The organism is Enterococcus canintestini, from assembly GCF_001885735.1.
GTDB classification, from domain to species: Bacteria; Bacillota; Bacilli; order Lactobacillales; family Enterococcaceae; genus Enterococcus_C; species Enterococcus_C canintestini.
On sequence record NZ_JXKG01000027.1, the window covers coordinates 15,428 to 27,564 of the forward strand.

The 12,137-nt window shown below is 34.6% G+C and carries 12 protein-coding genes; 2 read left to right on the top strand and 10 right to left on the bottom strand.

What is annotated here, in order from left to right; all coding sequences use genetic code 11:
- Positions 1-38: 38 nt before the first annotated feature.
- The 6 genes from RU96_RS11505 to ahpC all read right to left on the bottom strand — a co-directional run bounded on the left by RU96_RS11505 (position 39) and on the right by ahpC (position 5,915).
- Entirely contained in the window at positions 39-635 is a 597-nt protein-coding gene (locus RU96_RS11505) for a hypothetical protein (RefSeq protein ID WP_071865656.1), read from the bottom strand.
- A 27-nt stretch (positions 636-662) separates the two neighbouring features.
- Positions 663-1,133 carry a V-type ATP synthase subunit K gene (locus RU96_RS11510; protein WP_016172044.1) on the bottom strand — a complete coding sequence of 157 codons (471 nt, stop codon included), beginning with the start codon at positions 1,131-1,133 and terminating at the stop codon, positions 663-665.
- A complete protein-coding gene (locus RU96_RS11515) occupies positions 1,130-3,106 on the bottom strand; it encodes a V-type ATP synthase subunit I (RefSeq protein ID WP_071865657.1) in 1,977 nt (658 codons plus the stop codon). The genes RU96_RS11510 and RU96_RS11515 overlap by 4 nt, the downstream gene beginning before the upstream one ends.
- A complete protein-coding gene (locus RU96_RS11520; protein ID WP_071865658.1) occupies positions 3,096-3,416 on the bottom strand; it encodes a hypothetical protein in 321 nt (106 codons plus the stop codon). Before RU96_RS11520 ends, RU96_RS11515 begins: the two co-directional genes overlap by 11 nt.
- A gap of 287 nt (positions 3,417-3,703) precedes the next feature.
- Positions 3,704-5,233 (bottom strand): alkyl hydroperoxide reductase subunit F, encoded by a 1,530-nt coding sequence (gene ahpF / locus RU96_RS11525; protein WP_071865659.1) that lies wholly within the window; start codon positions 5,231-5,233, stop codon positions 3,704-3,706.
- 118 nt (positions 5,234-5,351) lie between these two features.
- Positions 5,352-5,915: an alkyl hydroperoxide reductase subunit C gene (ahpC, locus tag RU96_RS11530; protein ID WP_071865660.1), complete on the bottom strand. Its 564-nt coding sequence runs from the start codon at positions 5,913-5,915 to the stop codon at positions 5,352-5,354.
- A gap of 239 nt (positions 5,916-6,154) precedes the next feature.
- Between ahpC and RU96_RS11535 the strand changes: the two genes are divergently transcribed.
- Complete coding sequence (locus RU96_RS11535) at positions 6,155-6,430, top strand: hypothetical protein (RefSeq protein ID WP_071865661.1); 276 nt, start codon at positions 6,155-6,157, stop codon at positions 6,428-6,430.
- A 212-nt stretch (positions 6,431-6,642) separates the two neighbouring features.
- Here RU96_RS11535 and RU96_RS11540 read toward each other — a convergent pair whose 3' ends face one another.
- Entirely contained in the window at positions 6,643-7,275 is a 633-nt protein-coding gene (locus RU96_RS11540; protein WP_071865662.1) for a thermonuclease family protein, read from the bottom strand.
- 277 nt (positions 7,276-7,552) lie between these two features.
- On the opposite strand from RU96_RS11540, the gene RU96_RS11545 reads away from it, so the two are divergent.
- Positions 7,553-8,893 (top strand): amino acid permease, encoded by a 1,341-nt coding sequence (locus RU96_RS11545; protein ID WP_071865666.1) that lies wholly within the window; start codon positions 7,553-7,555, stop codon positions 8,891-8,893.
- Between the two features lie 69 nt (positions 8,894-8,962).
- Here RU96_RS11545 and RU96_RS11550 read toward each other — a convergent pair whose 3' ends face one another.
- The 3 genes from RU96_RS11550 to RU96_RS11560 form a co-directional block, all read right to left on the bottom strand.
- The gene (locus tag RU96_RS11550; RefSeq protein ID WP_071865663.1) at positions 8,963-9,973 is read right to left on the bottom strand and encodes a hypothetical protein; all 1,011 of its coding nucleotides are present in this window, start codon (positions 9,971-9,973) and stop codon (positions 8,963-8,965) included.
- Entirely contained in the window at positions 9,973-10,836 is an 864-nt protein-coding gene (locus RU96_RS11555; RefSeq protein ID WP_071865664.1) for a viral A-type inclusion protein, read from the bottom strand. The genes RU96_RS11550 and RU96_RS11555 overlap by 1 nt, the downstream gene beginning before the upstream one ends.
- 123 nt (positions 10,837-10,959) lie before the next feature.
- Positions 10,960-12,009: a DUF1002 domain-containing protein gene (locus tag RU96_RS11560; RefSeq protein WP_071865665.1), complete on the bottom strand. Its 1,050-nt coding sequence runs from the start codon at positions 12,007-12,009 to the stop codon at positions 10,960-10,962.
- Between the last annotated feature and the right edge of the window lie 128 nt (positions 12,010-12,137).

Here is a 12,137-nt window from a genome sequence, read left to right on the forward strand (position 1 = left end):
ATAAAATCACTTTTTATAACAGACTAAAATTAGTACTGTTACTCCTCAAACAGCATTTTTGAAATGCTGTTACTATCTGTTGCTTTAATTTCATTTAATAAATCACGGTATAAAAAGTTATATTGCACACCTTTATCGTCTACTACAAAGCCATAAGATTCTGTTGTAATAGGATCACCATAATGTAATTCGTAACGTAATTTAGCATTTAATTTTGCTAACCAATCTGCAGTATATATTTCAGCGGGCATTTGCTTAGATGGTTGGAAGACAACTTTTTTGTCAGCTTCAAAGGGTAACTGTTCCAAACAACTTGCTGCAAAACTTTGGGCCTCAGCTACATCCCAAGCTTGCATTTTAGCGTATGCTTCTGAGAAGACTTGGCTAAGGTAACTTTGTTTTGCCATTAGTGTCTCTTGTTTAACTTCCATCTGTTGTCTTGCGTGCAACTGTTTATATTTTACTTTTTGATTTTTCGTTAATTGCGCTTGTAACTTTTGGTCCTCAATTTCCAATTTTTGTTTTTGTTTCAAAAAATCTGCGTCAATTTGCGCGCGTTGCTCTTTTTCAAATGCAGTTCTTTTTACCGTAGCGGCTTCATCAATCTGTTCGATAATTTTTGTAATTGCATCCATCTGTCTGCCTCCTTCTACAATTAGAAACTAGATGCTACCTAATAATAGAAATGAGATAACAAACCCTAAAATAGCATACATTTCAACCATTACCGCAAACATTACCCCTTTAAAGAAATGCTCAGGTTTTTTGGCTAAAATTTGAATACCAGCAGCAGCAACTTTACCTTGCGCCATACCAGAAAATAAACCAGTAAAAGCAACCGGTAAAGAAGCCATTAAATAAGCCATGCCAGTCACAATTGACATATCGCTTGATAGGCTACCGTAAATCATAAAGGCGATAACAAAGCCATATAAACCTTGGGTACCAGGTAATAACTGTAAAATTAAGGCTTGACCAAATTTTTCAGGCTGACTAGTGGTTAAAGCAGCTGCGGCTTCACCGGTTAGTCCTACCCCTTTAGATGAACCAATTCCTGAAAATATTGTTGCAATCCCCATTCCAATAATTGCAAAAATCATACCACCTTGGTTATTAATTAAAAAATCAATCATTTGTTTTTTCCTCCATCTTCTTCGTTAAAATTTACATATTTTTCCGTTGGTTTAAACGTTTTAAAAGCACGGCCACCACCGTTATAAAATTTGCCGAAAAATTCGACATATTGTAAACGCGCCGCATGAACATAAGCACTTAGTAAGGATAAGAAAATATTTAATCCTTGTAGGGCGATAATTAAAACTGCACCAGCTGTAAAGCGCGCTGCTGGGGGCATGTAGCCAACTAACATATTAAAGGCTGCAGCAATACTACCACCAGAAATTCCTAAAGCCATTAAACGACTATAACTTACAAAATCACCAATATAGCTGGTAACACCATAAAGCTCATACAAGCCCATGAAAAAGCCGCCTACTTTTGATTTTCCTGTTACTGCAGGAATTAACAATACGCATAGGGCGCCAATTACTGCTACAATTACACCTAATATGAAAAGTGCATTTGAAGCAAGCACCATTTTGCCTGCTGCAGCAATAATAATACCAGCCAAAATCGCTTGCCAAGAAAAGCCTTGGTTAACTGCTTGCAAGTAATCTTTTTTCTTGATATTTTCTTTGGCGGCTAAAAACAAACCGGTGAAAAGTTGAATTCCACCAAAGACCATTGAAATACCAAAAATTGCCATAAAGTCTTGAGATGGCGATAAGACGTGAAATGGTAATTCCGCCCCAAAACAGCTACCGTAGATAAGACCCCAAATAATGGTTGAAACTGATAAATATTGAAACAGTTTCATAAAACGAGAGACACCTTTACTTAAGATGATTTTCTTTAATGCAAAAGTTGTAACTAAAAGCATTAAAATACCATACCCTAAGTCAGCCACCATCATCCCAAAAAAGACAAAGTAAAAAGGTGCGAGCCATGGTGTTGGATCGATTTCACGGTACTGGGGTAAGCTATACATTTCTGTCAACATTTCAAAAGGTTGAACAATTGCAGCATTTTTTAATTTCGTTGGTGTTTTTAAAGTGACAATTTCTTCTTCTGTAGGTTCACTATAAGTATAATAAATCTCATGATTAGGAAAGTGCTGCGCTAACTGCGTTTCAAAATGCTGACAGTCGGCTTTTGCTAACCAACCAGTTAGTACAACTAAATTCTCGGATTTTACTAAACCAGCTTTGACATTTTCCCGTTCTTTTTTTGCTAAAATAACTTCTTCGGCTAATTGCAATTGGGCAACTTCTTTTTTGTATTGGCCAATCTCTGCTACTAGATCATGTTCTTTTTTAGCAAGTTGGGCTAATTGTGTTTTCGCCTCTTGTAACACTTGTTTTGGCAACTCATTATAAGGATTGGTTTCTTCTTTTACGCCAAATTTTTGTAGTAGTGACTGGACTAAATTCGCTTCTTCTTTTAAATACACCAATGCAAAACCAGTGACTTGTTTTTCGGTAAAAATATTTTCCACATATAAATTAGGATTTTCTTTTACTTCACTTAAAAAATCAAGCCATGATTGATCATCTAAAGTACCAAGTAACATATTGGCACTAGCGGTATCATCGGCAGTATAAGCATCTAAGCTTTGCCACAATGTTGCCCACTGTTCTTTTTCTTGGTTACTCTTTTTAGCTTCTTGCACGGTGCGCCAACGATTTTGTAAATCTTCCAAGTTTTCCAGTTGACTAACAAGGGCTTGTTCATCAAATTGTTTTTCAAAAGATAGAAAATCCAAGTTTTTCCGTTTTAATTCAACTGTTTTTTCTTTTGCATTACCATGATTTTTTACAAAGCGTAAGTTTCTTTCAATTTGTTGTAATAATTTTTCGTATTTTTGTAGGTTTAAAGAAGAAGATTGTAAACCTAATGGAAAATAGTAATCAATCCATTGTCTATTATCTTCATCTGCCAATAAATCTGTAATTTCCACTATTTGTAAAGATTGCAATAACTGTAGCAAATGCTCTTGGTGAGATTTTTCTAAGATAAGGGAAATCTTTTTTACTGCTTCAACTGCCATAAGTTTGTTGCACCCTTTCTATAATGAAAGTGGCGACTTTTTCATGGCGCTCGTTATAAAGCGTAGTAAATGTCGCTTTTTCTTTTTTAGCAGCAGCTAAAAGATCTTCTTTTTCTTTTTGTAAGGCAGTGGCTGCAATTTTTTCATTGGCATCACTTTCTTGTTGCCGCTTTGCTTTTAGGCCGTCTTGTAATAATTTTAGTTCGGCTTCTTTTTCAGTAGCATACTCGTGTAATTCCTTTTGTAGCTCCGTTTGCAAATTATCATTGCGCATTTCTGCTGCTTTTATTTTATCTAAAGCTTCCTTCAAGTTAATTCCTCCTTTACTATGCTATAAAAAAAACGCACTTCAAAAATTTGAAGTACGTTTTAAAAAGCACCTCAAAAATGCTCTTCTCACCCCTTGAAGAACGCGATCCTTGAAGTCTTTGACTCAACCATTACAAAATATAGAAAAATAATACTCTATTATGATAACAAACCCTAAAAAAAAAAGCTATGACTTTAGCAAAAAAGTCATAACTTTTCGATGAATAAACGGCTTAGCCACTGTCTTTTGCCGCTTTAATCAAAGCAGAAAATTCCCGCTAATAATTTTTATCCTTTACGAATCAAGTAATCAAATGCACCCAAAGCTGCCGTAGCACCTGAACCCATGGCAATGATAATTTGTTTGTAACGACTATCAGTACAATCTCCGGCTGCAAAAACACCGGTAACATTTGTCGCACCGTCTATAGCAGTAATAATTTCACCACGTTCATTTAAATTGACAGCCGTATTTTCTAACCATTTGGTATTAGGCTGTAACCCGATTAAAATAAAGGCTCCCGCTACGGAAATGGTTTCTTCTACACCAGTTTCCCGTTGCTGATAAGATAAGCTTTCAACTCTATCAGTACCGTTGATACTTGTTGTTTGCGCATTTAAAATTACCGTAACATTTGGCAACTCTAAAAGACGTTCTTGCAGGATTTTATCTGCTTTTAAGGTTGGTAAAAATTCTAAGACATAGACATGATTGCAAATACCTGCCAAATCAATCGCCGCTTCAATTCCAGAATTACCACCGCCAACTACCGCCACATCTTTTCCAGCAAATAAAGGTCCATCACAATGGGGACAATAGGCCACACCTTTATTTTTAAATTCCGCTTCACCAGGAATGTTTAAATTCCGCCAACGAGCACCAGTAGCTAAAATAACAGCTTTACTGTGTAATTGTTCACCATTTTCTAAATCAATTCTGACCATTTCATCTGCTTGAATGCCAGTAGCCATTTCACCGCTAATTAAATCTACGTCATACTCTTGTACATGTTGTTTAACTTCACCCATAAACTTAGGTCCTTCTGTTTTGGGCGTACCAATGATGTTTTCAATCGTAAGTGTTTCTAAAACTTGTCCACCAAATTCGTTTGCAAGCAGACCTGTCCGAATACCTTTACGTGCAGCATAAATTGCAGCGCTTGCCCCAGCCGGACCGCCACCGACTACCAAAACGTCAAAAGGATCTCTTGGCGTGAAAGCTTCTTTTTTCAGACTCGGAATTTTTTTAAGCAATTGCATTAAAGTAGCGCGACCATTTGAAAATTCTTCACCATTTAAAAAGACTGTTGGTACAGCTAAAATATTGCGACTTTCCGCTTCTTCTTTATAAGTTCCACCTTCAATCATAGTGTGACTAATATTAGGATTTAACACAGCCATAATATTTAATGCTTGTACAACATCTGGACAATTTTGGCAAGTTAGACTAATAAACGTTTCAAAGTGAAGTGGTTCTGTAATCGCTTCGATTTGTTTAAGTTCTGCTTCTTCAATTTTAGGTTGACGACCACTAACTTGTAAAACAGCTAATATAAATGAAGCAAATTCATGCCCCATTGGTAATCCAGCAAAGACAATCCCGCTTTTTTTATCCGGCTGATCTACGCTAAATTGAGGTGTACGTCCGTCGCTAACCTCATCAAAGTGTAACAACTCAGAAAGAGCAGTTACCTCTTCAAGAAAGGTTTTCATTTTTGCGGAATTTTCATCATTACCGAGAGTTGCGTGAAAAACCACGGGCCCTTCTAACATCGTCAAATATTGTTTTAATTGTTGAATTGTATTATTATCTAACAATTTATTTTCTCCTTTAAAAAAGCCACCAGCTTTTACAAAGTTACAGCGCAAAATGCTGATGGTTGTAAATTCTGGCGGCAGCTGTATTTTAAATTAATTTCATAAGGTGATGCTCTTTTTAGATTTTACCAACTAAGTCAAAACTTGGCGTTAATGTTTCGCCACTTTCTTTCCATTTTGCAGGACAAACTTCACCGGGATGATTACGAACATATTGTGCCGCACGAACCTTATCAACTAATGTACTAGCATCACGGCCAATACCATCGGCATTAATTTCAACCGCTTGAACAATTCCATCAGGATCGATAATAAAAGTTCCCCGTTGCGCTAATCCTTCTGCTTCATCTAAAACGTCAAACATTTCAGCGATTTTATGACTTGGATCGCCAATCATATAATATTTGATTTTGCCAATCGCTTCTGATGTTTCATGCCATGCTTTATGCGTAAAATGAGTATCTGTTGAGCATGAATAAACTTCAACTCCTAATGATTGCAATGTAGCATATTGTTCTTGTAAATCTTCTAATTCAGTCGGACAAACAAAAGTAAAGTCAGCTGGGTAAAAGCATAATACACTCCATTTTCCTTTAAAGTTTTCTGCTGTTACTTCGACGAACTCACTATTGTGATATGCTTGCGCACTAAACTCCGCAACTTCTTTTCCGATCATTGACATTACGTTACCTCCAGTAATTATTGAGAATATATTTATGTAATTGAAAAAAATCTTTGGATAAAAGCCTTTTAGCAGGAAAAGATTAATTATCAATTTATAATTACTATAATCTAAAACGATTCAAATGTGAACCTTTTCTGGCAAAAAAAAATAATATTTTTTTATCCTTTGGCAATAAGTGTTTATTTATACTACCTTTTTAAGATAGTGGTATTATAAAGGTGAAGGGATTGATAATCATGGCATTAACAATGAAACAAGCAGAAGATTATTTGACAAATCATGTATCCGGTATCACTGTGATGGATGTCACAGTCGAGTATCCTGAGGAAAAAGAAGTCCTCTATATTGAAGGCGAAAAAGATTATTTCTTCTTTATTAGTCCAAAAGATACTTATCGCTTCACAGATGGTCAAAAACACGAAAAAGCGTTCTCTCATGAAGATCCAGAAAATCCGATGACTGAAGAAGAATTTTTAGACAAGATGGTACGGGTTATCCTAGCCGAAGAATAAAAAATTCTCTGTCTGCTTTATCCACTGCAAGATTAGTAAAAATCGCTAATTTTGGTGGCTTTGCTGACAGAGTTTTTTTCTTTCTAACTATTTTTAACTAATTCTGCTACTAAATGCAAAATACCTTGTATACTGATTTTTTTGAGATAGCATATATTGATTACATAATTGCTCAAGCTAATCCTTTTATGTGTGCAATTATAATTGTAAAACTAATTTTCATTGTACTGATAATAACCATTTTTCTTTTTGACGACGTAGTTTTCTTTTTGCCAGACCCCACGCTTATTTTTTTGCGCTAGTTCTTGTGCCGTCATTAATTTTGCAACATAACTATCACCACCAGCGTTCACATAACGTACAATACCCAATCCTGCCTTTAAAAGGGCTGTCTGTAGCATTTCATCTCCGATATAAACATAAGCCAAGTAGCGACCATAACTATCTTTTATACTTCCCTTATCAAAAACGAGACTAACGTTTCCCTTTTTTAACATTTCTTTTGAAAAATCACTTGCTTCTTTGCCAAAAGGTTGGACTTTCATACCTGGTTTGACACTTTCGGGCGTATCTACCATTAAAAGTCGGAGTTTGTATTCTTTTTGGTGAAAATAAAAAGCAAATGTATCACCATCCACATTGCGTATGTTATTAACCGCGATTTTTTTGAAACGAGGCGGATTATTTAAATCAACATTTTCAAGCGAAAGTTGTTGGTTACTAGTAACCGTAGTGTGTGTTTCTTGTGATGTCAGTTCATGATCAAATGGTAATATACCTGTAACTTGTAAAATAACAACTACTAAAACTGTTAAAATCCCGCCAAAACTAATTTTTTTCTTCATTTTTCCACCTTAAAAAGTTTGTTGTCGGATAATAATTACATTATTAAGAAATAAAAGCCTTCACTTTACTGCAACCTATTTCTCCTTTACTGTAATTCACCCTCAAATATCCATTTATTATGCCTTAAATTTAAGATTTGGACAAATGAAATATAATTTTGAGAAAATTTATACAATAGAGTGTTGAAATTTTCAGAATATTCCAGTATGATACTGTTTGTTCTTTAAAATCTTAGGTATTTGTTATTTAACAAAGCCTTTTAAGTTAGGTGAAAAAATGGAAAATAAATTACAAAAGAAAATGCATTCCCGCCACGTTACTATGCTGGCGCTGGGAGGCGCAATTGGTGCTGGTTTATTTAAAGGAAGTGGTGAAGCGATCAATTTGGCAGGTCCATCTGTTATTCTTGCTTTCTTTTTAGGCGGATTATTATTATTTAGTATCATGAACGCTGTTGGTACGTTAGCCGTCAATAACAGTCATGCTCAGAGTTTATCCGGAGTAGTGGCACCTTATATCGGGGCTTTTTCGGCCTATTTTACCGATTGGCTTTACTGGACGATGTGGATGATTAATATCGTGGCTGAAGCAGTCGCAGCAGCAAGCTTTATGCAACTTTGGTTTCCCGATGTACCAGCTTGGGTTTTTATTTTGATTATTTCTATCCTGACGACAATGATTAATTTTTTATCTGTTAAAATTTTTGCAGAAACAGAATTTTGGTTGACGATGGGAAAAATTAGTGTCGTTGTTTTATTAATCGTTTTTGCCAGTTATCTCGTCTTAAGCAGAATTCTTCATGAAGGCTTAGTTCCTACTATGAGTTCTTTAACGAGTCATGGTGGCTTTTTCCCTCATAAAATTCAAGGGCTACTAAATTCTTTACTATTAGTGGTTTATTCATACGGTGGTACCGAGTTGGTAATTATTGCCATGGGGGAAACAGAAGATCCGGCAAAATCAATTCCCAAGGCAATTCGTAGTGTGTTATTTCGTATTATCGCCTTTTATATCGTACCTATGTTTTTATTACTGGTAATTTACCCTTGGCAAACGTTGGCACATTCAGATGCAAGTCCATTTGTATTGGTTTTTGAAAAAATGCAAATTCCTTTTGCCGCAGATATTGTGAATTTGGTGATTGTATTCGCCTTATTTTCTTCCATCAATTCAGGTATCTATGCATCTTCTAGAATTTTACATTTACAACTTTCAAAAACAAAAAAATTCAGTAAATTTATGCGTTTAAATAAACATGGTGTGCCCAATCGAGCAGTGATGTTCTCGACAGGAATGCTTTATGTTGGTGTTTTATTATCTTATCTTTTTGGTGAATCACTTTTCAATTATTTAGTCGGTTCACTATCATATACAGTTCTTTTAATCTGGTTAATGTTATGTTTAGCTTATTTCCGTTACTTGCAGCAAAACAATACCTCTTTTGTCAAACGAATAATCAATATTATTACATTATTAAGCTTAACTTGTATTTTTATTGCGATTTTAACCACCAGTAATTTAGTAGTTACCGAAGTTACAATTGTGATGTATGGTTTAATTGTTGTTTCTTATTTTTTTCAAAAGCGTGGGATGATCACTGATAGCATTTTAGACTAATTCATTTACATTAAAAATAAAGACCCTCTATCTACTTTTGGTAAATGGTAGATAGAGGGTCTTTTTAAATTAATTACGAACGAGTAATGGTACTAAAAAAGCATAGCTGGTAAAAAAGTCTAAAAGTGAACGACGTCTTTGATTGGAATCAATAAATAATGATGTGAGTCCTTTAGTGCTAGGATAAATGGCAACTTTTTGCTCTTGATCCAGTAGAACTTCATAATGATCCCTTTCAATTTTTTCAAAATCATAGTCTTCATTTTCCATTGCAATGATAAATATTTCATCTAAAACTGAAGTTGATAGCTGATATTCTGTCTCAAGTTCAACGTGTAATTTTTGCGTATTATCCAACAGCGTAGCCGCTACTTCAAAGCCAAGACTGCGTAAGTGTTGTAACAATAAATTAATATCGTAGTTCACTAAAGATAGCTGACTTTCTGAAAAAACTTTGTCAGCATACCAAAGATGAATTAATCGCAAAACTTCATCATCTTTAATTGTCACTTTCATATTTTTAACATCAAGCGTCAATAGTGGCATGAATTCTGATGTGAAACGCTGGTCAACTGGATTAATTTTAAAATTAAAAATTAATTGTTGTGATTCATCTAAATAGTATTGCACCAAAAAGTGTTTTGTTTCCCACACATCATAATTATTTTCGGCTGGTTTTAGCCCAACCGAATGTAGTGGTTTTAAAAGCTCATAGGAGAAATATTCTAATAGAATTTTTTTAGCGATTACCGAGATTTCAACTTGAGGAATAATCAGTCGTTTATATTCTTCTAACAATTCTGTAAAGTCGGCTTCCATTAATGATTTACGTAGTTTTAAGTCCGCCAGTTCTGCCTCAGACGCTGCAATTAATCGCACAATTTCATCATGATCATTTTCTTTGTTTTGCTGATACGCTTGTTCTTCTGTAGTCTTTGTTGCTTCATAAGTCAGACCATCTTCTGCTAAATTAGTCGCCCCAGTAGTATCTTCTAGCTGCGAATCAGTAGGTGGTTGCGTTGAACTAACGTTTTTTGCTACCGTTTCTTTTTCTTCCAAATTGTTATTTTCTTCTCCCATTACGCTTCCCCTCCTTGATTCAAGTAGTCGGCTAAGAAAGTTTGCAACTGTTTTTGTAAGTCTTCTAAGCTGCCAAAATAACGGTTAATTTGGCGAAATTCCTTAATAACGACAGCTCGGTTTAATCTTAGTTGTTGGTAATTATTTTCTAAAGTCGCTTTTTGTTGGGCCGTTTGTTCCCTTTTTTCAACGTATGGTAGCCACTGGGCCCGCTGTTTTTCTAATTCTTCCTTTTGTTTTACGATAACATCCAATTCTTCATCTGCTTTATTTCGATTAAAAAATCCTTTGGTATTCTCAACTGCTTTTTCTTTTTGATTAAGCTCCTTAATTTCTTCATCTAATTTTTCGATTTGTTTTTGAGCCATGATTGTATTAGCAGTAAGTTGATCAATTTCTTGTTCAATTTGTCTCATTGGACCTTCATGATCGGTGATAAATGCTTCCCACTGGCTATCAATTTTAGGAATAATAAAAATTTCTGGTAAACTAGCATCAATCCCTACTGTTGCTCTTTGTCGATAATAATCACCAATGCGATAATAATTTAAAGTTTCAGAAACTTTTTCATGATGTTGCATAAATGGAAATGTTTCTAAAAAACTATCATGAATTTTTTTCGTTAATAACTTATCGATTTCGTGGTTTGCGTTTGAGGTTTTTTTCAGCTCGTCATGTAAACGGCCGTTATATATCCGATAAATATCGGGAATTCGTTCTTCTGTAATCGCTAATTCAAAATCTTGCAAATCATGCAACATTTGACCAATGTTTTTTGAAGCGACTTCTTTGATCTCGCTAAAACTTTTTGAATTTTCAACTTCAGTGGCCTTCAAATCTGTTTCTTCGTAATCGTTATTCATCTTAATCCCTTCTTTCACCACAATATAGTACTATTTTAGCATTAAATAGTGAATAAGCGTTATTTGAACACACTAGATAATAAAAAACCACAGTAACGAGATCTCCTCGACTGCGGTTAAGTATTAATTAAACAGGCCATTAAAGAAATCTTTAATACTCTGCCATAAATTACTGAAAAATCCTTGGTTGTCATTTAATGTTCCTTTTAGTTTCTCACCAAAAGATCCCAGTTCATCACTTAATTTATTAACAGTTTTATTAAAACTATCACTGAGTTTGTCTAATTGTGCTAGTGAGTCCTTATCTAAAACACCATCAGTTTTTTGATATTTTTCAGCTAAAGACACTAATTTATTGACATCCTCGCTTGACATGTAATCAGATAAATTATATTTTGCTAGGGCATCATTAACAATTTTCTCAACATCTGCTTTAGTAGCTAGCTCACCTTGTTTTTCTTTTAAAGCAGCTAATTCTTGTTTGATTTCCACCAATGTTTGATTTAATTGGGTACGATAAGCTTCATCTGCTTTTTCTTGCTCTTGTTCAGTTAAGTTTTCATTTGCATTTTTTTCTGCAGCATTTTTAACAATTGTATCTGACACACTTTTCGTTGTATCCAATTCTTCTTGGGCTAATTTTGCTCGATTTTCATCAACTTTTTCGCCATTTGCTTCAAAAGCTTTATAAACGCCAGTTAACGCACTTTCACCAGTCACTTTAACTACACTGGCTACTTTAATTGTTGCATCTGTAATACCGGCAGTAATCAAAGGATTTTTATACTGATCAGCAGTAATTAATGTTATATTTTCTGGTGTTAAAATATCAACTTTAACACCTTGGCCTTCATTTTCTCTTGTGACCATGACAGAGCTGAACATAACATTATCATCTCCGCTACCATAACCTAAATATTTCACTAAGTCCGCACCGTTTGCAACATCGATATTAACAGCATCTGCACTTACTCCAAATTTCTCCAAAGTTTCAGCTCTTTGGGTACTATTTAAGGCTGATCCTAAAACAACCGTAGGCTTTCCCCAACGTTCATTAATCACCGCGTCTTCAGCAGCAGAAGCGTTTTTGGCTAGACCAATAAAAAACGTTAATAACATTGCGATTATAATAGGTAATAAATAATTTGATTTTCTTTTATTTTTTATACTCATCGTACTACTCCTCTCATGATAATAATATTGTAGACAATTTAGATGAATGAATACAATAAAAAAAGATATTTTAAGAATTACTTTATTATTTTTATGTAATTTTAAAATCAAAAAAAGCCAAGTCTCAA